The organism is Ramlibacter sp. MAHUQ-53 (genome assembly GCF_052600055.1).
Genome location: NZ_JBQWTS010000002.1, coordinates 14468 through 36427, shown reverse-complemented (window position 1 = coordinate 36427; position 21960 = coordinate 14468). Strand labels below are relative to the sequence as shown.

General features: G+C 67.5%; 14 protein-coding genes. 1 reads left to right on the top strand and 13 read right to left on the bottom strand.

What is annotated here, in order from left to right; translation table 11 throughout:
* Positions 1–36: 36 nt before the first annotated feature.
* The 4 genes from ACT80S_RS03530 to ACT80S_RS03515 all read right to left on the bottom strand — a co-directional run bounded on the left by ACT80S_RS03530 (position 37) and on the right by ACT80S_RS03515 (position 4625).
* Positions 37–2232 carry a hypothetical protein gene (locus ACT80S_RS03530; protein ID WP_377412697.1) on the bottom strand — a complete coding sequence of 732 codons (2196 nt, stop codon included), beginning with the start codon at positions 2230–2232 and terminating at the stop codon, positions 37–39.
* Positions 2233–2606: 374 nt separating this feature from the next.
* Positions 2607–2963 carry a helix-turn-helix domain-containing protein gene (locus ACT80S_RS03525; RefSeq protein ID WP_377412695.1) on the bottom strand — a complete coding sequence of 119 codons (357 nt, stop codon included), beginning with the start codon at positions 2961–2963 and terminating at the stop codon, positions 2607–2609.
* Positions 2960–3301 (bottom strand): type II toxin-antitoxin system RelE/ParE family toxin, encoded by a 342-nt coding sequence (locus ACT80S_RS03520; protein ID WP_377412694.1) that lies wholly within the window; start codon positions 3299–3301, stop codon positions 2960–2962. The genes ACT80S_RS03525 and ACT80S_RS03520 overlap by 4 nt, the downstream gene beginning before the upstream one ends.
* Before the next feature lie 175 nt (positions 3302–3476).
* Entirely contained in the window at positions 3477–4625 is a 1149-nt protein-coding gene (locus ACT80S_RS03515; protein ID WP_377412692.1) for a tyrosine-type recombinase/integrase, read from the bottom strand.
* Positions 4626–4931: 306 nt separating this feature from the next.
* Between ACT80S_RS03515 and ACT80S_RS03510 the strand changes: the two genes are divergently transcribed.
* On the top strand, positions 4932–8114 hold the full coding sequence (locus tag ACT80S_RS03510; RefSeq protein ID WP_377412690.1) for a beta strand repeat-containing protein: 3183 nt from the start codon (positions 4932–4934) through the stop codon (positions 8112–8114).
* A 416-nt stretch (positions 8115–8530) separates the two neighbouring features.
* Here ACT80S_RS03510 and ACT80S_RS03505 read toward each other — a convergent pair whose 3' ends face one another.
* The 9 genes from ACT80S_RS03505 to ACT80S_RS03465 all read right to left on the bottom strand — a co-directional run bounded on the left by ACT80S_RS03505 (position 8531) and on the right by ACT80S_RS03465 (position 21949).
* Entirely contained in the window at positions 8531–8743 is a 213-nt protein-coding gene (locus ACT80S_RS03505; protein WP_377412688.1) for a DUF6447 family protein, read from the bottom strand.
* Positions 8744–8850: 107 nt separating this feature from the next.
* On the bottom strand, positions 8851–12249 hold the full coding sequence (locus ACT80S_RS03500) for a beta strand repeat-containing protein (protein WP_377412686.1): 3399 nt from the start codon (positions 12247–12249) through the stop codon (positions 8851–8853).
* A 316-nt stretch (positions 12250–12565) separates the two neighbouring features.
* Entirely contained in the window at positions 12566–13678 is a 1113-nt protein-coding gene (locus tag ACT80S_RS03495; protein ID WP_377412685.1) for an acyltransferase family protein, read from the bottom strand.
* 16 nt (positions 13679–13694) lie between these two features.
* On the bottom strand, positions 13695–14675 hold the full coding sequence (locus ACT80S_RS03490) for a glycosyltransferase (RefSeq protein ID WP_377412683.1): 981 nt from the start codon (positions 14673–14675) through the stop codon (positions 13695–13697).
* A 7-nt stretch (positions 14676–14682) separates the two neighbouring features.
* Entirely contained in the window at positions 14683–15828 is a 1146-nt protein-coding gene (locus ACT80S_RS03485; RefSeq protein ID WP_377412681.1) for a DegT/DnrJ/EryC1/StrS family aminotransferase, read from the bottom strand.
* Positions 15829–15865: 37 nt separating this feature from the next.
* The gene (locus ACT80S_RS03480; RefSeq protein WP_377412679.1) at positions 15866–18301 is read right to left on the bottom strand and encodes an ATP-binding cassette domain-containing protein; all 2436 of its coding nucleotides are present in this window, start codon (positions 18299–18301) and stop codon (positions 15866–15868) included.
* Entirely contained in the window at positions 18291–19133 is an 843-nt protein-coding gene (locus ACT80S_RS03475) for an ABC transporter permease (protein ID WP_377412677.1), read from the bottom strand. Before ACT80S_RS03475 ends, ACT80S_RS03480 begins: the two co-directional genes overlap by 11 nt.
* A complete protein-coding gene (locus tag ACT80S_RS03470) occupies positions 19130–19888 on the bottom strand; it encodes a response regulator (RefSeq protein ID WP_377412676.1) in 759 nt (252 codons plus the stop codon). The genes ACT80S_RS03475 and ACT80S_RS03470 overlap by 4 nt, the downstream gene beginning before the upstream one ends.
* A 66-nt stretch (positions 19889–19954) precedes the next feature.
* Positions 19955–21949, bottom strand: a complete 1995-nt coding sequence (locus tag ACT80S_RS03465) for a hybrid sensor histidine kinase/response regulator (protein ID WP_377412674.1) — start codon at positions 21947–21949, stop codon at positions 19955–19957.
* Positions 21950–21960 lie beyond the last annotated feature (11 nt).

Sequence of the window (21960 nt, the reverse complement as noted above, 5' to 3'; positions counted from 1 at the left end):
CCCCTCTTTCAGCGCAGCGAAGGCCCCCTCTCCCCGTCATACGATGTTGGACGCGCTGAAGCCCGTCGCTCCCGCCCCGACCAGGATGATGGCGCCGTTGGCGATATCAAAGACATTGAAGGCGAGGTTGGCGCCGTTGAGGGAGACGAAGTACAGGATGTCCCGGCCGCTGGTGTAGTCAATGGTGAATTGGTCGGTGCCATCCCAGGTGCCACGGGCATAGTGGCCTTGGCCGCGGACGTAATTCATCCACAGTAGCCCGCTCGTGTAGATGGCACCGCTGGTGGTGGCGTCCAGCAAGTCCTTCGACGAGTCGAAGTCCGTCACGATGTCGACCTGGCCGTTCGGATACTTCAGCGTATCGCCATTGGCCAATTGGCCACTGGCTGAGCGGTTCGCAATGGTGCTCAAGGACTCCGAGAGGTACTCGGAGTCCCCCAGGCTCTGGATAAACCGGTTATGGCCGAGGCCACCGGTGAGGCGGTCGACGCCGGTGCCACCCTTGAGGGTGTCGTCACCGTCGCCGCCGTTGATGACGTCACCGATCGAGGAGCCCACCAACGTCACCCCCGCAGCGCCACCGACGACGTTGAAGGTCAACGCATTGGTCCCTGAGGTGAGGCCGTGGTAGCCCGAGTCCCTGAAGTTGGCCTGGAAGGTGAGCGCGCTGAAGTCGCGCGAGGCCCCCGCGGACACATTGATCACCACATCGCTCGTATCGGCCGAATTGACCTTGGCGAAGTTGATCGCCTGCCCGGTGATGAAGTCGCCCTGGAAGGTGACGTTGGCACTGTCGCCATTGAGAACCACCTGGTTGATGGCGCCATCGGTCAGCAGGCCGTACAGGGTATCGGCCGACCCGTCGGCATTGGTGGCCAGCAAGTTGGTCAGGTTGGCGGTGGCGTCAATGCGGATGGAGTTGACCTCGTTGCTCGCCGTGCTGCCGCCGTTGATGCGCTCGCCGCTGGCGGTGTCTTCGGACATCACGAAGACATCATTGCCGCCCTTACCCAGCATCTTGTCGGCGCCGCCCCCGCCGGTGACGACGTCGGGGCCCGCACCGCCCGTGATGCGGTCGACGTAGGCCGAGCCCACCAGGGTGTAGCCGTTGCTCGTTCCCGTCTCCGTGGACACGTTGATCGTGTTGATGTTCATGCCCGTGGTTTCCGTGTCCGACGACAAGTCCACCATGCGCAGGCCCGATTCATGGGCGTCGTCGCCGAACTCGAGGTAGAACCCCGCCATCTGCGGGCCCACCGCCTCGATCCGGCTCACGTTCGACATCCGCGCCCAACTCATGGCGCTGTCGATCTCGAACCCGTTCTGGGTGCCCACGTTGTTGCCGATGACCAGGGTGTTGGTCCCGGCGCCACCATCGATTCGGTCAGCAAGGCCCAACCCTTGGCGCAGTAGACCGCTCTCGCGGTAGATGAACCGGTCGTCCCCATCGCCACCGTAGAGCGTATCGGCACCGTAGCCACCCTGGAGCGTGTCCTGGCCCGCGCCGCCGTGGATCACGTCATCACCGCTGCCTGCGGTCAGGGTGTCGTTGCCGGCACCGCCGAACAGGTAGTTGACCCGCGTCCCGGAAGCCGAGGTGTCGATCGCATCGTTGCCACCCGTGCCCAGCACCACATACTGGCTCGTGGCCGGACTGGTCTGGCCATTGGCGGACAGCGAGAGGTAGCCCTCCTTGATCGAGCCTTGCTCAACGAGGACCGTGTCGCCCGCGCTGAAATTGCCGAGACTGCCCGAGACGGACACGCTCACTTGCCCATTGACATTGACACGGACCACCAGACCGTTGACGGAGTGGTCCACGCTGAGGGTGGGCGGCGGGGGAGGCGGAAGCACCTGCGCGATCAGCTGAGGCATGGTGAGAGGCCCCAGGCTCTCGTAGCTCGTCCCCACCGACCAGTCCGGCTTGTAGACCAGGCCCAGACGGTCATACATCTGCCGGTAGGTGATCTCGGCCTGTGCCGGCACGTACCCCGAGTTGACGAGGTGGTTGGCATTGCGCAGCAGGTAGCTGCTGTCCTGGTACATCGCGACCAGGGCGCGCTCGGAAGCCGCCAGGGGGTCGGCGCTGGCCATGATGGAAGACCAGTTGCGCTCATCGAGACCCGCGCCGATGTTGCCGTACAGCGAGTACACGGCGCGCATCACAAGGTCGAGGGTGTAGGTGGTATGGCCGGAAGCGTTCAGTAGTTCAGCGATCGAGGGGCGGCCCATCGTGTATCGAAATGTGTCGTGAATCCGAGGGGCGACTCTACATGACGCGGGGTCATGGGGTCGGGTCTTGCATCAACGGGCGTTGGGCTCCAGCCGTGGGCGGCGGGAGCCCGTAGTCGCGTTGGTGCAATACCTGACCCATCAACCCCGTGCTCGGGATCCCCGCGCGCCGGGCGACCGCAGACATGCCCTGCGCCTCAGCGATATGCCGCAGTGCCGTCAACAGGGCTTGCTGGCGGCGTTTGTCGCCGCCCACGAGCAGCAAGATCAAGCGCTGTCCGGCCTGGGCGATGGGGCGATGGGGTGAGGTCTTGCATCAACGCTTGTCGAAGTGACCTTGGGAGCTGTCGCGTTAGTGCAAGGCCTCCCCTCTCTCATGCGTGACGGCGCCTGGAGGCCTGCGCGGTCTTGGGGGGTGCCGCGCTGCGGACCCTCACGGAGGGGAGCGGGCGAATGGTCAGCGCCACCTGCATGCCTGCGTTCGTGGCCATGTTCACAAGGGCATCGAGGCTGAAGATTTCAATCTTGCCCTTGAGCAGCTGATTGAAGCGCGGCTGGGTGACCCCCAGCGTTTTCGCCGCGGCTGCCTGCGTGAGGCCGCTGGCGTTGAACCATTGCGCCAGCGCGATCATCGTCTGAGAGCGCAACAGCAGGTTCTGCGACTCTTGAATATCAAACCCAAGGTCTTCGAAGATGTTGGCGCCGCCCTGGGTCACTTTGAGTTCAGTCATCTTGCACTCCTTGCCTTGATCAATGCCCGATATCGGTCAGCAGCAAGGTCTATGTCCTGCTTGTTGGTCTTGCTGGACTTCTTCACAAACGCATGGAGCACGTAGACGGCCTCATTGAACTTGGCGACATACATCACCCGGCAGGCTGTCTCGACCCGGATCCGAATCTCCCTCACGCCCGCGCCGACGGTTTCCATGGGCTTCCAGTCCAAGGGATCCACTCCGGATTGCACCAGTCCCAACTGGTGGCCAGCCGAGCGCTTGGCTTCGTCGGAAAAGGTCTTGACCACCTCCAGGCTGTCGCCAAGCCAGCGCAGTTGCTTCGGACTTGCTCTCATGCGGGCCCTCCATTTTATTCCAATTTCGGAATAATCCAACATCCCGACCCCCGCAGGGTAGAGGCGCCACCGATGGCCCGGCAACGAGCCTGTGCGGCTGCGTTGGAATGAGCAGACGCGGCCGTTGGCCCCGCCAAGGATTCGGTCGCGTTGATGCAAGACCTGACCCCGCCCCTCACATCCCCGGCACCGCCTCCACGGCTTCGAACAAGCGCTCGCGGCTCAAGTGCGCGTAGCGGGTGGTGGTGCGCAGGTCGGCGTGGCCGAGCAGCTCCTGGACCTCGTAGAGGCTGCGGCCGGCGTTGACGAGGAAGCTGGCGAAGCTGTGGCGCAGGTCGTGCAGGCGGAAGTCGGGCAGGCCGGCGGCGCGGCGGGCGCGGTTCCAGCTGGTGAAGAGGGAGAGAAAGGGCCGGCCCGTGCGCGGGTTGGGGAACAGCCAGGCCTCGCCCTCGGCCTGCGAGGCGCGCAGCTCGCGCAGCAGCGCCACGGCCTGGAGGGAGAGCGGCACATGGCGCACCTTGCCGGACTTGGTGCGGGCGATGCGCCAGGTGCGGCGGGCCAGGTCCACGTCGGCCCAGCGGGCGTCGAGCACCTCGCGCTTGCGGGCGCCGGTGTACAGGAGGAAGGCCACCACGAAGCGCAGCGCCGGGTTCTCGCTGGCCGCCACGGCCGCGGAGAGGGCGCGGGCCTGGGCCGGGGAGAGGTAGCGCTCGATGCGGTTGTCGTCACGCAGGTTGCGCAGGTCCTTCACCGGGTTGGCGGTGACGCCCGGCGTCTGCCAGCGCAGGGCCAGGGTGTAGCCGTAGCGAAGCAGCACCAGCACGCGGTTGATGGTGCCCTTGGCGTAGCCGCGGTCCTGCATGGCGGCCACGAGGCGGGCGATGTCGGGGGTGGTGAGGTCGCCCAGGGGGCGGTGGCCGAGGGCGGGCAGCACGTGGTGGCGCAGCAGCGAGGCATCGCAGCCCCAGCTGCGCTTGTAGCTGCGGGCATAGGGCAGGTAGTCGCCCTCGAAGAAGCGGGCGACGGTGGGGCCGAGCGCGTGGGCAGGGGCGGTGGCCGGGTCACCCCCGGCGTGTGCGCGGCGCAGCGCCTCGCGGGCCTGCATGCGCGCCTCCTGCACGGTGATCACGCGCGCATTGCCGAGGGTGAGGTGACGGCGTGCGCCGGGGCCCGTGCGATAGCGCAGGCGGAAGGCCATGCGGCCGGAGGGCTGCACGTCGACATAGAGGCCGGGGAGCAGAGTGTCGAAGACTTCCCAATGGGCGCGGCCGGGCGGGCAAGCGAGAGTGTCGATGAGGGCGGGGGTGAGGCGGGCGACGGGCATGGGTGCGGCGGGGGAAAAGGCCGGACTTTGCCGTCGGGGCGGGTCGTTGGGGTCGGAGTGGGTCGTTGAGGGGGCGTTGGAGGGGGAGGCGTTGGGAAGTGAATAGGAGGTGAAGAAAGTGAGGCGACGAGTTCGCTCACTACTGGTGTTGACACTGTCACTGGTACGACGGGCTCTGACGTCATCAATGCCACCGGCTCGACTTTCACTGCTCTCGACTCTCTGGACGGCGGCGCTGGCACGGACTCCCTCGCCGTGACCGACACCAGCGGTGCTTCCGCTTCTGGCGTGCCTGCTGGCGTTGTGGTGAAGAACATCGAATCGATGGCTGTCACCGCTACTGGTTCGGTTGGTCGTGCGGGTTCCGCTGGTTCCTCCGCCGTGGCTCAAGTGAACAAGTACACCTTCAGTGCCTCTCCCGCCAACAGCAGCTCTGTTCTGGTTAGCTACGGCACTCTGTCGACGACCGTGTCGACGGATGCCAGCGCAACGCAAGCTGAACTGATTGCCGCTGTCGTTCTCGCCCTGAACGCCATGGCCGGTGCTAGCGTTGCTGCCGCTGGTTCTGGTGCGGATGCCGGTAAGGTTGTGGTTACCGCCCCGGTGGCTGGCACGGCCCTGCCTGTGATCGCTTTCTCTAGCGCCACCGACTCCTCCCTGCTTCCCACCGCCAGCGCCACCACCACCGCTAACGCTGCAGCCACCGCTGCCGTGACCGCGGTCGTGTATGACGTGTCGGGCTTCACTGGCCTGACCGACTTCAAGGCAAACGCTACCGGTACTGTGAACGTCAAGGCCGCAGCGACGACCGACGTGACCGTCACTGACGTGGCATCCACTCAGACCGTCCAAATTTCTGGTGGTAAGGCTGTCTCCGCAACCGTCACTGGCACCGCTGGTGCGGTCGTGATTGACGGCAGCGCTGGCGCTGTCTCCGTGAGCCAAGCTACTGCGGGCAACGTCACCATCGGCGCAACGACTGCTGTCTCCGGCACGGTCTCCGTGACCGACACCGCTCAAGGTGCCGGCGCCATCGCAATCGACGGCGGTACGACTGTCTCTGTGACTACGAGCGGCCAGACCACCGGCACCGTGACTATCGGTGCGACCACCGCTCCGACTGGTGCCGTTTCCGTTGCTAACACCAGCGGCTATTCCACGTCGACTGCTGCCGACTTCACGCAAGGTGCGATCGCAATCACGGGCGGCACCACTGTTACCGTGGCCCAATCGGCCGCCAGCGCTGCCGCTAAGACCGCCGCCGCCGCTGACGCAACCAACTACACCGTCACTCAAAGCGCCGTGACCGTCACCGGTGGCGCAGCTACTACGGCTGTGACCGCGACGCAAGATGCCGCTCAGACTGCAGCGAACGCTGTTACCGCAGTCGCTGGCGTCACTGAATCGGCCACTGTTGCATTCAGTGCCCTCACCAGCGGCCAGACCATCGTCCTCGGTGGCCTGACCTTCACTGCCGGCTCCTCTGGTGCCACTGCCGCTGAAGTTGCCGCAGCCTTTGCGAACCTCGCAAACGGCGCTACGCAAGGTTCTTCTGCCAAGGGCACGTTCACCGGCTCGCTGTCTGGCTGGAGCACGAGCGCTATCTCTGGCACTGCAACCGTGACTTTCACCTCGTCGACTGCCAACACTGGCGTGACCGACCTGTCTAACGGTGGCACTGGCTCCGCAACTGTGACCAAGGTCGCCGACGGTTCGGGCGCGACGGCTGCGGTCACCGGTAAGGTGGGTATCGCCAACGGCGCTGTCCAGATCACCGACAAGAACTACAGCAACACCACCGTGGCTGACACGATCAGCACTGTGACCGTCGACGGCTACGCTACCGGTTCGTTTGCCAAGTCCGACGCTCTGGCCTCGCTGTCGCTGGCCAACAGCGCCGCTAACGCTGGTTTCACGGTGTACACCAACACCTCCAGCTCCGCCCTGGCGCTGTCCGTGAACAAGCTTGCGACTGGTTCTACCCTGAGCCTGGATGGCGTGTCCGGCAAGGTCACCAGCCTGAACGTCACCACCACCGGCTCGGACTCCGTTCTGGCCGTGACCGGTGCTGGCGTGACCGCGCTGACCGTCGCTGGCTCCAAGGCCGTTGACATGTCGAGCTCGTCTCTGGGTGCGCTCAAGACGGTCGCCGTGAGCGGTTCCGCTGGTATCACCCTTGATGCGAGTGGCTCCACTGTGACCAGCGTCGATACGACCGCTACCACCGGCAAGAACGTGATCACGATCGATGCAACTGCTGCCACCTACGCCGGTGGTTCGGGTGTCGACTTCGTCACCACTTCTGCTATTGCCCCCTCGAAGGCAATCTCGCTGGGCGCAGGTGATGACAAGCTCACGCTGGCTTCCGGCACGACGTCTGTTACCGGTGCCATTGATGGCGGCGCTGGTTCCGACACCCTGCAGATGGTCGCTGCCGACGCCGTCACCGCGTCTGGTACGGCTGTCTTCGCCACGAAGGTTTCGGGCTTCGAAGTCCTGAGCCTGACGGGCGCCACCGGCACTCAGACCGTGGACCTCGCGACGCTGGGCAACTACACCCAAGTCACCTCCAGTGCTAGCGCTGGTACCCTGACGCTGGACAAGATGGCGTCGGGTGGCACGCTGACTGTCACCGGGAACACGGTCGGCGCCTACCAGGTCAACGTTACCAACGCATCCACTGGTACTGCTGATGTGCTGAACCTCGTTCTGAGCTCGGCTGGCAGCCTGACCGGCGGCACGGTGACCTCGGCTAACGTCGAAACGATCAACGTTACCTCTACGGACACTGACGTTGCCGCAGGTGCTAACAGCAATACGCTGACGCTGACGGCTGCAGATGCGACCACTGTCACCGTTGCTGGCAATGCTGCCCTCAACATCACGATGACTGGCAGCACCAAGGTTGCTTCGCTGGACGCTTCTGCGATGACGGCGGCTCTGACCGTCACGTCGCTGAACACGACCACTGCTGCAACCATCACTGGTGGCTCTGGCAACGATTCGCTGAATGCTGGCTCTGGCTCCAATGCCGTGACCCTGGTTGGCGGCGCTGGCAACGACACCCTGACCACCAACGGCGGTCTGTCTACCCTGACCGGTGGCGCTGGCAAGGATACGTTCGTGATCCAGGCAACGGGTGCCAACGCGAACATCTACTCGACGATCACTGATGCCGCTTCTGGCGATCTCATCAAGTTTGCCGACGTGGGTGTCGCTGGTGGTGAAACGTTTGCCCGCACCAAGGTGACGCTGGCTCCGACGGCAGTCTTCCAAGACTATGCCAACGCTGCAGCTGCAGGTAACGGCGGCGCTTCCGTCGGCGCTATCAGCTGGTTCCAGTTCGGTGGTGACACCTACATCGTTGAAGACCGTAGCAACGCTACGTCCTTCACGAACGGTACGGACCTCATCGTGAAGCTGACCGGCCTGATTGATCTGAGCACCGCCTCGTTCAACAGCGACAGCACCACGCTGATGCTGGCCTAACTCAGCGAGACGTGAAGGAGGAATTCGGTGCGTCAGCACCGTCACCTCCATTTTGAGAAGCTGATGAAACCCGCCCTTGAAAGAGGGCGGGTTTTTTATTGGTATTGGCGTCTTGGCAGCGACGAAGATGCGCGACTTGAATCATGAAGCTTGGGTGCTAATGCAAGACCCCAGGTCCCGTGACCCTGCAAGGCGCGGCGACCGTGATCTTGACGGGTGACTGGTGCGCAGCGGCGCCACCATAATTCGAGAACCAATCGCGCCATGGACTCCGTGGGTGGCCGCGAAACTCTGGAACCTAGCAATGCGGGGACGATCGCAGAAAGTCATTCGTCGCGATTAGCGGGGGCCGCTAAAGGTTGACCCCAAGGACCCAACTCCAGTCACGTTAATGCCGGACCTCGCCGCGGCATCCCTCAAACCTTGATTGTGTCGCCCTGCGAAAAAGCTGGGAGGGCGTCTTGCAACGCCTTGGAATAGGCCATGCGTGCGGTCTGCAATGCAGCGATTTTCGCTTGCAGGCGCACCAGTTCCTGATCCACAAATTGAATGCTGACCAGTTGCGCCTTGGCCTCGTCAGAAAGATCGCTCAAATCGTATTTCTTGCCATCAAAGTTAAGGGTTGGCATGTCGCCTACTCCAAATAAAAAAACCCACCCTCTCGCAAGAGGGCGGGTCAATAGGCTCTTATATCAAGCACCTGCTAGCAAAAGCGGGTGCTTGTCTCCAGAGGAGCTTAGGCCAGGGTCAGCACGCCAGCGGCGACGGTACCGGTAGCGACCGTGCCGATCAGCACGATGGCCTCCAGACCCAGGCCACCCGCAGCTGCATCAGCGTCATAGACAACCAGGGTGTCAGTACCCGTGGCCAGCGTGGTCCAGATGCTGGTCGTGGCATCAAAGGTACCGCGAACCGTGGCCACCGTGGTAGTCGTGGCAGAGGCAATCGTCGTACCGGTGGCGCCCGTGAACGTGTTGCTCAGAGCAACGAGATCAACCGTGTCACCAGCCTTCAGGCCGGTCACCTTGTCGATGCCGGTCAGAACAGTGACGCCGGTGGTGATGCTTGCACCCGTCCAGGTGTCGCCGGCAGCGGCCATGACGATGCCATCCATCACGCCGGCAGCGTGAGCGCCGAACACGATGACGTCACCGCCAGCACCGCCAGTCACCAGGTTGCCACCCGTACCCACAGTGATGGTGTCGACGCCGGAGCCACCGGTGATGGTGTTGTAGCCATTGCCCACCGTGATGGTGTTGGTACCGGAGGAGCCGGTCACCGTGATGACGTTGTCACCGTCACCAGCGGTGATGGTGTTGGAGCCAGCAGCGCCGCTGAGGACGTTGTTGCCAGCGCCACCGCTAATCACGTCGTTACCAGCACCGCCCGTGATGGTGTCGTTCGCCGAACCACCGGTCAGGATGCTCGCCAGGGCGTTACCCGTCAGGGTGTTGGCCTTGGTGGCGCTACCGACGATCTTCAGGCCGTTGGCGGTCGCACCGAGAGCAGAAATGGTCACCGCGCCAGTGGCAGCGGATGCATCAATCACGGTGTTCACGTTCAGTGCCAGAGCGCCGGTCGTGATGCTGGTGGTGCCAGCGCCAGTGACGTTGATGCTGGTCAGGGCGGTCGCGCTGGTCAGGGCGCTGATGCTGAAGTTGTCCGTCGCCGTGATGTTGAGGGTTTCGACACCGGTCAGCACGGGCGCGGTCAGGGCGATGGTGTTCACCGCTGCCAGGCCGTCGCTGATGGTCAGGCCGACGGTGTCGAGCTGGCCGACGTTAGCAGCACCGGCAACGCCAATGGTCGGGGTGGAGGTAGCCTTGATCGTCACGTTGGCAGCTTGGGCCGCGCTCAGACCGGTCACAGCGGTCGTGCCGGACATGGTCACGCTAGTGATAGCCGAGCCAGTGAAGCGGCTCACGTCAGCGTCGACCGAGGTTTCCAGGACTTCGAAGTTCTGGAACTTGGCAGCGCCGGTGGTAGCGAAGGCAGCCGTGTTGGTAAGGATCAGTTTGTCAGCGGTGCCTGCACCGCCATCGACCGTGGCGGTCTGGAGGGCATTGCCTGCGGTCACGGTGTCGACACCAGAGCCGCCGGTGAACTTCTGGCCAGCAGCGATGCTGATCGTGTTGTTGCCGGTGTTCAGCGAGGCGTCAATCACGGCAGCTGCGGCCAGGGTCGTCGTGCCGAAATTCACGCCAGCAGCGCCAGTCACGTTCACCTTGGTGGCCAGGGTAGACGACAGGCCAGTCAACACGTTGGTAGCCGTGCCGTTGCTGGTGATATTCACCGTCGTGGCGTTGACGTCGGTGTAGGTACCGCCGGTGACACCGCTCAGCGTGTAGTTCTGCGTGTGTGCCGCGCTCGAGTTCGTCACGGTCACATCAGCATTCATGCCGGTGGCAGACACGTTGGTCACGGCCTGGCCAGTGATCTCGGTGGCGCCAGCGTTCTCCAGCGTGACAGTGGTCAGCGTGTTGCTCAGAGTGGACGCGTCCGTGATCGCGTTGGCGAACGCGGCACCGGTACCGACACCAGCGGCGCCGTAGTTGCCCTTCACCGAAGCGCTGGTCAGGGCGGTGTTGGTCGTGGCGGCAACGGTCACGCCATCAACCAGGCCGGCCTTCGTGGTGTCGGCGGCAACAACTGCGTCGGCGGCATTCTTTGCAGCCAGGGCGGTAGCGTCATTAGCGGAATCGGCTGCGGCGGCAGCGGTGCTCGCGGCGGTCGCGGCAGTTTGCAGGGGGGTCAACACAGCTTGCGCAGCCGTCTTGGCAGCAGCCAGGCTGGTAGACAGCGCACCGATGAAGGCAGCGTCAATAGCGACCTTGTCGGCCAGGGTGATGGCACCAGCCTGGTAAGCCGTCTTGGTGGCAGCCTGGATCGAGGTGCCGGTTTGAGCGGCGGACACGCCAGTAGCGTTGGTGATGGCGGTGGCAAGCGTCGTGAGGGCGGTCACCTTGGCGGAGGCAGCCAGCTTGGCCACACCAGCGGCGTCGGTGTCACCCGTTGCAGCGGTGTTAGCGGCGGTGGCAGCGGTCTGTGCAGCGACGTTGGCAACGCGAGTAGCCAGGGCCACAGCGTCGACGGTAGATGCGGTAACGGACGTGCCGTTCGTGAAGGTGATAGCGCCGTCCTTGGCGGTGGCGGTCAGAGCGCCAGCGCCCTTCAGGCCCACAGTACCGGTGGCGAAGGTGTTCGTGGCGGTCACGTTGCCGGCAGCTGCGGTGACACCACCGACGCTGATGGCACCAGCGGTGCTGTTGGTCACGACGACGTTCTTGCCGCCGTTCACGGTGACGCCGGCCAGGCCGTTGAGGACATTGACGTCGGTCGTAGCGGCAGCCTTGACGCCAGCAATAGCCGCGCTGCCGGCGACGTTCAGGGTTTGCAGGCCAGTCCAGCCGGAAACGTCTGCAGCGGTAATCGCGGCGGCAGCGGTCAGGTTCGCGACCTCGACGTTCTTGACGGTAGCGCCAGCAGCAGCACCCAGGTCACCGCCAAACACGACGTTGATGGTGTCAGTGCCAGCACCGCCGTCAACGTTGTCCAGCGAAGTGAAGGTACCAGTCGGGGCATTGATGGTATCGGCGCCGGTGGTGCCAGCAACGGTGTCGATGCTGGAAGTGAGCGTGAAAGTCTGGCCAGAGCCGGTGCCCGTGTAGTAAGCGGTACGGCCTTCGAACTGGCCGAACTTCACGAAGTGGGCGATGGCGCCGTTGGTGACGCTGCCACCGAACTGGACCAGGTTGGCGTTGACGTAGGTGGCGACGTCGGCGTTGGCGGCCAGGTAGGCGGCGCCGTCGAACTTGGCCAGGGTGGCGTTGGGCGCGCGGCCCTCGTCCAGGCCGTACTGCATGAAGTGGTACAGCAGGTCGGCAGCGTCGAAGCCCTTGCCGCGCAGGTCAGCGTAGGCGTCGGCGTAGTAGGTGGGGTTGAACGAGGCGTTCGGGGCGTAGCCACGGGCAGCGCCGATCTGCACGAAGTGCTCGATCGGGGACAGGGTGCCCTGGTAGCCGGTCATGTAGGTGGCGCCGTAGTAGAAGGCGTCGAAAGCAACGTAGCTGCCCTTCTTGGAAGCGGGCAGAGCGTTCAGAGCGGATTGCAGCTGAGCACCGGTGGTGAAGTACATGTGATTGCCTTTAGGTAAGGTTTGCAAAACAAAGGGACAGGGATCAGGGTGACCACTACCCAACTTCGCAGCGCGATTGTAGAGAGAGGTTCTCACTCAAGGCAGAGCTACGAGGGGGTAAGCGAGGGGGTGGCGGCGACGCAAAGGTCTTACCCCTCCAGTCCGCAAAAATTCCATTGAAAATCAATGACTTGCGAAACCAACCTCACCCAGGATCGCAACCCTCTACACCCAAGGGAGTAATCCCTCCCCGTTGCCAATCCGAGACGGATTAGCCCAGGCCCTATTCCCGCCCGGTCTTGCGCCGGCCCGGGCCTTATGCCGGCTTGCGCAGATACCCCGAGCGCATGCCCAGGAAGGGCCGCTCGATGAGGGTGTAGGTCACCGCGCTCAGCACCACCACCGCCGGCAGCACCACCAGCAGGCCAGTGGCCACCACCTTCAGCCCCGGCGGGCCAGGCAGGTCCAGCAGGGGCAGGCGGGCGTTGTACGCGGCGATCACGAGGTTGTGCATCACGTAGATCGAGAAGCTGGCCGTGCCCAGCGCCGCCAGCGACCGGTCCACCCCCGCGCCGAAGCCGCCCAGGGCCGGCCAGCGGGCCCGCAGGTAGACCCACAGGAAGACGGCCCACAGGCCGGCCTCGATCACCGGCCAGACGATCCACACCGGGCTGGCCAGCTCAGAGAAGCCCACCTTGCGGCTGAAGGCGTGCAGGCCCAGGAGCACCGCCACCCCGGCCGGCAGCAGCCACGCGGCCGAGAGCCCCCCGGCCGCCCCGCCCTGCCCCCGCTCCCGGCGCGCCCAGGCCAGGCCCACCAGCATGCCGACGATGAACTGGTCCATGCGACCGAAGATGGTTTCATAGGCCAGAAAGCGCACGCTGCCCGAGGCCGCGAAGACCAGCAAGCGCACCAGCAGCAGCAGGCCCAGCAGCCCCAGCAGGTAGCGCGCGCCCCAGCGGCGGGTGAACACCAGCAGGAAGGGGAAGACCAGGTAGAACTGGAACTCGACCCAGATGGTCCACAGCTGCACGAAGTACGGCGACAAGGGCACCGTCTCCGAGCGGAAAGGCACCAGCCACGAGAGCAGCTGCAGGAAGCCGTAATTGCGCTGGTCGTTGTAGGTGCTGACCATCAGCTGCAAGAAGACCGCGAAGACGAACAGCGGGTAGATGCGCAGGATGCGGTTCTTCAGGAAGCCGGCGTAGTGGATCTCGCGGTCGCCAGCGATCACGGTGAAGATGAACCCGCTGATCACCATGAACAGCGCGATGCCGGTGTGGCCCTCGTCGACCAGCGAGACCAGCGGGTTGCCCGAACGCAGGTCGCCCACATGGGTGTGGAAGAAGTGGAACAGCACCACCAGCGCCGCCGCCAGGAAGCGCAGGTGGTCGAGGCGGCTCAGGTAGGGGTGCTGGGAGGTGTGCATGGGGGCCGCGTCGGGTTCACTTCGCGTAGAGGCGGTGCAGGTCGGTGCGGCCGGTCAGGCCGATGAAGCGGCGCCAGGCCTGCGGGTCCAGGCCGGGGGCATCGTCGTCGGCGGGGAGCTCGGCGTAGAGGGTGTCGAGCGCGAAGCGCTGGTAGAACGGGTAGTCCAGCGTGAGGGCATGCTGCGCCAGCAGCTGCGCGGCGCTATCCGGGCGGCCGGCCCACTCGGGGAAGGCGGCGTCGATCTCGCGGCGGGGCAGCTGCAGGTAGCGGCGCAGGACCATGGCGCGCTCCCAGGCATCACGCACCACCACCTCGGGGCGGGCGGCGCTGGCATTGCGCTGGCCCTCCAGGATGCGAAAGCCGGTGAGCGGCTGCTGCATCACATGGATCTCGTAGCGGCTGCACACGCGGACCCACATGTCCAGATCAGGCACCTGGGCCAGGCGCGGGTCGTACAGGCCCACGGTGTCGTACACCTCGCGTCGCACCAGCGCCGTGGGGTGGCACAGGGCGTTGCCCTTTTCGAAGAAGTGCCGCAGCCAGGCATGGCGGGGGCGGTTGCCTTCCTTGAAGACGGCGTGGTCCTTGTGCGATTCGTCGTGGAAGCGGTGGCCGCGCTCGTCGATGAAGGCGGGCCAGCCGAAGGTGGCGCCCACCTCGGGGTGGGCCTGCAGCCAGGCCACCTGCAGGGCGAGCTTGCCGGGGAGGAAGACATCGTCCGAATTGAGCACCGCGATGTAGCGGCCCCGCGCGCGGCGGATGGCGCGGTTCATGGCGATGCAGGCGCCGCGGTTGGCGGGCAGGGCCTCGAGCGAGATGCGCGGGTCCTGCGCCGCCAGCTCGCGCACGCGCTCGGCGGTGGCGTCGGCGGAGCCGTCGTCGGTGACGACGATTTCGAAGTCCTGGAAGTCCTGCGAGAGCACGCTGCGCAGGCAGGCCTGCACATGGTCCGCATGGTTGTAGCTGGCGATGACGACGCTGACCTTGGGAGCCATGGTCACATCAATGCCGCAGGCTGTAGGCGATGGCGTCGCACACCTGGTGCACCTCGTCCTGGCGCAGCGCGCCGAACAGGGGCAGGGTCATGACCTCGCCGGCCACCCGGTAGGCATTGGGCAGGTTCTCCGGGCGGGCCGAGGGCAGGTGCCGGTAGCAGCTGTACTCGCTGCACAGGGGGTGGAAGTACTTGCGCGTGATGATGTTGAAGCGCTTGAGGCGCTCGTGCAGCACGTCGCGGCTCACGCCGGCCTGGGCCTCGTTCACCCGCAGCACCAGGTACTGGCGGCTGTCGCTCACGCCGGCGGGCATGGGCAGCAGGCGCAGGCCCGGCAGGTCGGCCAGGCGCTGCTCGTAGGTGGCGCGCAGGGCGGCGCGGCGCTCGCGCTCGGCGTCCACATGGCGCAGGACCACGCGGCCCAGGGCGGCCTGCAGCTCGCTCATCTTGCCGTTGATGCCGGGCATGACGACCTCGGCCTCGTTCTTGATGCCGAAGTTCTTGAGGAGGTCTATGCGCTTCTTCAGGTCCGGGTCGGCCACCGCGAGGGCGCCGCCCTCGGCGGAGTGGAACAGCTTGGTCGCGTGGAAGCTGAACATGGTGGCGTCGCCGAAGGCGGCCACCGGCTTGCCGCCAATGGTGGTGCCGAAGGCGTGGGCGCCGTCGTAGACCACGCGCAGGCCGTAGGTGCGGGCCAGCGTGTCCAGGGCCTGCACGTCGCAGGGCACGCCGTACACGTGCACGCCCAGGATGCCGCTGGTGCGGCCGGTGACCAGGCCCTCGACCCGGTTCGGGTCCAGGCACAGGGTCTCGGGGTCGATGTCCGCGAAGACGGGGGTGACGTTGTTCCACGTCAGCACGTGCGGCGTGGCGGGGAAGGTGAAGGGCGTGGTGATCACCTCGCCCGCCATGCGCAGCGCCTGGCAGGCGACGATGAGGGCGATGGTGCCGTTGTTGAACAGCGAGAGGTGCGGCGCCTGCAGCCACTGCGCCAGCTCCGACTCCAGCGCCACATGCTGCGCGCCGCCGTTGGTGAGCCAGCCCGAGTCCCACACGGCCTCGAGCTGGGCGCGGTATTCGTCCAGCGGGGGCAGCAGCGGCCGCGTCACGTAGAGCGGCTGCGCGAAGGAGGCGGGGGCTTGCGGGGCGGTCATGGACGCGGGGGTGGCTCGAAGGTAGGCAGGGCCGAGCTTATACCGGCAGGCCAAGGCGGCCGGCCGCGGCCTCCAGGGCCTGCTGGCGCGGGGCGATCTGGGCCTGCGGGTCGTACCAGCGCCGGGTGGCCTCGCGGCCGGCGGCGGCCAGGGGGGCGAGGCGCGCGGGGTCGGCCACCAGGGCGCGCACGCCGGACACGATGGCCGCCACGATCTGCGCGGGCTCGCCGGCGGGCAGCAGCAGGAGGGACTCGCCGTCCACGAAGCCGGGGTTCTGGCCCAGGGCGTCGGTGGCCATGACGGCCACGCCGCACAGGGCGGCCTCGACGCAGGCGCCGGTGGGAAAGCCGTCGAAGTTGCCGGGGTGCAGCAGGTGCGGGCGGTTGGGGGAGACCACCAGGTCCTGCGCGGCGAAGAAGGCGGGCAGCTCGCCGGTCTCCAGGCGGCCCAGGAAGCGGATGCGGTCGCCGAGGGCGCTGACATCCAGGTCGTCGGCGGTGAAGCTGCCGACCACCGAGAAGCGCAGGTTCGGCACATCGGCCAGCGCGTGGGCCGCGGCGATGAACTCGGGGTAGCCCTTGTTCAGGCCCTGGGGCATGTACTTCTCGGCGACGAAGCAGATGTCCAGCGTGGCCTTGCCCGCGCCGAAGTACGGGCCATGGGCCGGCGCGTCGAAGTACAGCGGGTTCACCACCACGCCGGGCACGAAGGTGCTGGGCGGCAGCGTGAGGCCGTGGCGCTGGGCGAAGGCCTGCACGTAGTCGCGCGTCACGGGCTGGGTGAAGACCAGGCCGGCGAGTCGCGGGGACGAGAGCACCTGCAGCAGCTTGGCGTCGCTCTCGGGTTCGTCCAGGCCGAGGCCGCCGCCGGGGTAGAGCGTGAGCACGAAGGGCAGGCCCGCGCGCTCCAGGTGCGGCAGGTACTGCGCCGCGTTGTTCAGGAAGTTCAGGTACGCCAGCTGCGCGCCCGCCAGGAGCTGCGGCTCGAAGGCGCGCACCCGCTGCGCATGCTGCGGGTAGCGGGCGGCGTAGCGGGCATGCTGGGCCTCGAAGTCGCCGAGCGAGGACAGCACCGCCAGCTGCGGGAAGCGATCCAGGTGCGCGTTGTACTCGGCGACGCGGAAGCCGGTGAGCAGGTTGGGGAAGAAGTCGTCCAGCACCAGCCAGCGCGGCGCGGGGGACACGCGCACCTGCGCGGGCGGCTCCACCAGGTCGGAGAGCGGGAAGACCGCGCGGCGGGTGACGCTGAGGGCGGCGACGTCGTCGGCCCAGTCGTGGAAGACGGCGTCGCTGTAATGCTGCACGTCGCCCATGGAGGCGGCGAGCATGGTGAGGGTGTAGGCGCCGTCGTGCCACTGCACGGGGGTGGTGAACTCCACGTCCACCACCTCGCCGGGCTGCCAGCGGCGGCCGTAGACCTCGGGGCGGTGGCCGGTGTGGCCGCCGACCACATGCTGGTTCTGGCGGTTCTTCACGTGGAAGGAGACGACCAGCTGCTCGCAGGGCTGGCGCACCACCACGCGGGCGCGGATGCGCAGGGTGTCGCCCCAGTCGGCCAGGGCCTCGCGCTGCAGGCTGGCGCCGGTGCCCCAGGCCATGGCGGTGAGGCGCACCGCGCCGGTGCCGACGGCGGCGGGCGCGGGCATGCCCTCCTCCGCCCCGGTGGCGGCTTCGGCCTCGGCCACCGCCACGCCCTGCGCGGCGTTGGCCTCGCGGATCCAGTCCTCGGAGTACAGGCGCGTGACTTCGGCGGTGTCGCCCAGCGCGCGCACGCGGCCATGGTCCAGCCACAGGGCCTTGCGGCACAGGGCCTTGACGGCCGCGACGTCATGGCTGATGAAGACCAGGGTCAGGCCGTCATCGAGCATGCGGCGCATGCGCGTCATGCACTTGGCCTGGAACAGCGCGTCCCCCACGGCCAGGGCCTCGTCGACGATGAGGATGTCCGGCTCGACGTGGATCACCACGGCGAAGGCCAGGCGCACGTACATGCCGCTGGAGTAGGTCTTGACCGGCTGGTCGATGAACTCGCCGATGTCGGCGAAGCGGATGATGTCGTCCATCCGCGCCTCCACCTCCTGCGGCGACAGGCCGAGGATGGAGGCATTGATGGCGGCGTTCTCGCGGCCGGTGAATTCGGGGTTGAAGCCCGCGCCCAGCTCCAGCAGTGCCGCCACCCGCCCGTGCACCCGGGCCTCGCCCGCGGTGGGCGTGAGGGTGCCGCAGATCACCTGCAGCAGCGTGGACTTGCCGGCGCCGTTGCGGCCGATGATGCCCAGGGTCTCGCCGCGCGCGAGGTCGAAGGAGACGTCCTGCAGCGCCTGGAACTCGCGGTACCAGCTGCGGCGGCCGCGCCACAGCGTCTGCAGCAGGCGGTGGTGCGGCTTGTCGTAGATGCGGAAGGTCTTGCCGACGCCGCGCACCTCGATGGCGTTGGGGCTGGGGCTGGCGCTGGCCGAGGCGTCAGAGGACATCGGCGAACCCCCGGCGCAGGGCCTCGAAGGTGGCCCACCCGAGCCACAGCACGCCGACGCTGGCCAGGCCGTACACGCCCCAGGCCGCCCAGTCGGGCGTGAGGCCGCGCAGCAGCAGGTCGCGGCTGGCCTCGATGGGGAAGGTCAGCGGGTTCAGGTGCATCCACCGGCGCAGCCAGTCGGGCAGGCTGTCCAGCGGGTAGAAGACCGGGGAGAGGAACATGAGCACGGTGCTGGCCAGGCCGGTGAGCTGGCCGATGTCCCGCAGGTAGACCGAGAGCGCCGCGATGCCCAGGGCCACGCCGGCGCACACCAGCATGAGGGGCAGCGTGACCAGGGGCAGCAGCACGACGGCGGGCGACAGGCCCAGCACCGCCAGGGTGGCCGCGAGCAGCACGCCCCAGCCGATGGCGTACTGCACCAGCGCGCTGCCCAGGACGGTGAGGGGCAGCAGTTCGACCGGGAAGACGATCTTCTTGACGTAACTGGGCTGGCTGACGATGGCATGCACCGCGCGGATCAGGCAGTCGGCGAACAGGGCGTGCGTGAGCATGCCGGCGAACAGGCCGAGGCCGAAGGTCGGCAGCGCGGTGCTGGCGCCCGGCGCGCGCAGGGGCGTGAAGACGTAGCCGAAGACGAAGAGGTAGACCGCCAGCATCAGCAGCGGCGTGGCCAGCGACCACAGCAGGCCGGCGGCCGAGCCCTGGTAGCGGCTGGCGACGTCGCGGCGCACCAGGCGCAGCAGCAGGCTGCGGTGCTGGCGCAGCGAGCGCGCCAGCGCGAGGAGATGCAGGCGGGGAGGACCGCCCGCCTGGGACGGCCCCAAGCTCACTGCGCCGCGCCCTCGGGGCGGGAGACCGGATGCTCCGGGCGGATGCCCAGGCGCGAGGCCGCGACGATGGCCTCGGAGCGCGAGTTCACCTGCAGCGAACGCAGGATGGCGCGCACATGGATCTTGACGGTGGCCTCGGCGAGGTCCAGCTGGCGGCAGATCTGCTTGTTGGACAGGCCTTCGAGCAGGTAGGACAGCACTTCGAGCTGGCGCTCGGTGAGGCCGAGGTTGGGGCCGCGGCCGTGCGGGGACACCGGGGGCGCGACCATGATCGCGGGCACCGGCTGGGTGGGCTGGGCCACCGGGGCCAGGGGCGCGAGGGGCGCGGGCGCCGGGGCCGGCGAGGCCAGCGGCGCGGGCTTGGTGAAGATCTCGGCGGGGATGTAGATGCCGCCCACCAGCACCAGCTGCAGCGCGGACAGCAGCACCTGGTCCAGCAGGCTCTTGGGCAGGAAGCCGGCGGCGCCCTGCTGGATGGAGCGGGCCACCGTCTCGCGGTCGTAGTCGCCCGAGAGCATGACGATGCGCGCCTTCGGGTAGTCGCGCGTGAGCTGCGGCAGCAGGTTGACGCCGTTGACGCCGGGCAACTGCACGTCGAGCAGGATCAGGCCGATGTCCGGGTGGGCCTGCAGCGCCGCCCACATCGCCTGGTCGTCCGCCGCCTCGACATAGGTCATGTCGGGGAAGGCGCGGCGCAGGATCGCCTGCAGGCCTTCGCGCACCAGCAGGTGGTCATCGACGATCAGCGTCTTCATTACGACTTTGTTATTGGTGGTGACTTTGTTCTTCTCGCGCAACGATTCTAAACCTCACCTCATCCGTCAGACCCGCTCGCCGGCGCGGGCCAGGAGGGTGGCCAGGGTGTCGTGGAGCACCCCCGGCTGGATGGGTTTGTAGAGGAGGACGACGCCGTCGCGCGCGGCCTGGTCGCCCAGGCCGACCTCGGTGTCGCCGGAGACCAGCAGGGCCGGCAGGCCGGGGCCGAAGGCCTCGCGCAGGGCGCGCACCGTGTCCAGGCCGTCGGTGCCGCCGCCGAGGCGGAAATCACTCAGCACCAGCTGGGGATGCCAGCCCTGCGCGCGCAGGGCGTCCACCAGGCCGGGCCCGCCGGCGCTGGCGCGCAGCTCGCAGCCCCACAGGCGCAGCAGGTGCCCGGCGCTTTCGCGCACCAGGGCGTCGTCTTCCACCAGCAGCACGCGCACGCCCTCCAGGGGCCGGTCCACCGCCGGCCCGGGCAGGTGGGCCCGGCCGGTCAGGCGCACCGCGTCGGCCGGCGGCTCGACGCGCGCCAGGGTGACGGTGAAGGTGGAGCCGCGCCCGGGGCGCGAGCGCACCGCGACGCGGTGCCCCAGCAGCTCGGCGAGCCGGCGCACGATGGCCAGGCCCAGGCCCAGGCCCTTGCCGCGGTCACGCTGCGGGTTATGCAGCTGCACGAACTCGTCGAAGATCACCTGCTGCGACTCCGGCGCGATCCCCACGCCGTTGTCGCGGACCTCGATGGCCAGGCCCTCGCCGCGCGGGCGCACCGCCACCAGCACCTGGCCGGCGCCGTCGCCCGGCGGGGTGTAGCGGATGGCGTTGGAGACGAAGTTGCCGACGATGCGCCCGAGCATGACCGGGTCGGTCTCGGTCCACTGCGGGGAGTTGCGCACGGTGAGGGTGAGGCCCTGGCGCTCGGCCAGGGGGGTGTACTGCTCGCGCACCGCGTCCAGGATGTCCTGCACCGGCAGGCGCTGCAGCTGCGGCTGGATGCGGCCGCCATCGAGCTTGGAGATGTCCAGCAGCGCGTCGAGCAGGCCGGCCAGGGCGGTGACCGAGCTCTGCACGCGCTCGACCAGCTCGTCGCGCCGCGCCGGCTCGCTCTCCTGGCGCAGGGCGGCGACGAACATGCTCAGGGCGTGCATCGGCTGGCGCAGGTCGTGGCTGGCGGCGGCGAGGAACTTGGTCTTGGCCTGGTCGGCGGCCTGGGCGGCGTAGGTCTGCTCGCGCCAGCCGGCGGTGGCCTCGCGCACCTTGTCCTCCAGGTCACGGGTGGCGCCCTCGATGCGCGCGGCCATGCGGTTGAAGCCCTCGGCCAGCTCGTTGATCACGGCGATGCGGGTGCCGCGCACGCGCACGCGCTGGCGGCCGCCCTCCCCCACCCGGCGCACCGCCACCGCCAGCTCGCGCAGCGGCTGCGAGATGCGCGCGCTCAGGCGGCGGGCGAAGACGACGGCGATGGCCAGCGTGACCAGCCAGGCCGCGACCACGCCGCCCCCCAGCCGCGCCAGGGCCTGCGAGAGCAGCTCGGTGGTGAGGGCCACCACCACCCAGCCGCGCGGGCCGCCGCGCGGCGCCAGGCTGTCGGCGGCCTCGGCGTAGTCGTTCACTTCGACCGCGGGCGAGGCCACCGGCTGGATGAAGACCAGCTGCCCGTCGCGCGTGACCAGGCGGGGCTCGGCGCCGAACCAGGCGGGCTCGACCGCGGCGGGGTTCCAGTCCAGCGCGCGCTGCGGCGCCAGGCCCAGCGCCAGCGGCTGGCCCTGGGCGTCATGCACCGAGGCGCTGACGACGGCGGGCTCGGCCACCACCGAGGCCACCAGTCGCTGCAGGGCCTCGCGGTTGCCGGAAAAGATGCCGTAGTCCGCGCCGGCGGCGAGCTGGCGGGCGAGCTGGGCGCCGGCCTGCCGCAGCTGCTCGCGGCCGTCCTGAGCGCGCTGCACCAGCAGGTAGCCGCCGGCCACCGTGGTGAGCACCAGCGCCGGCAGCAGCGAGAGCACGAGCAGGCGCGCGCGCAGGCTGCGCACGAGGCTGAGCCAGGGCGAGCGAAAGCGCATCAGGCGGCCCC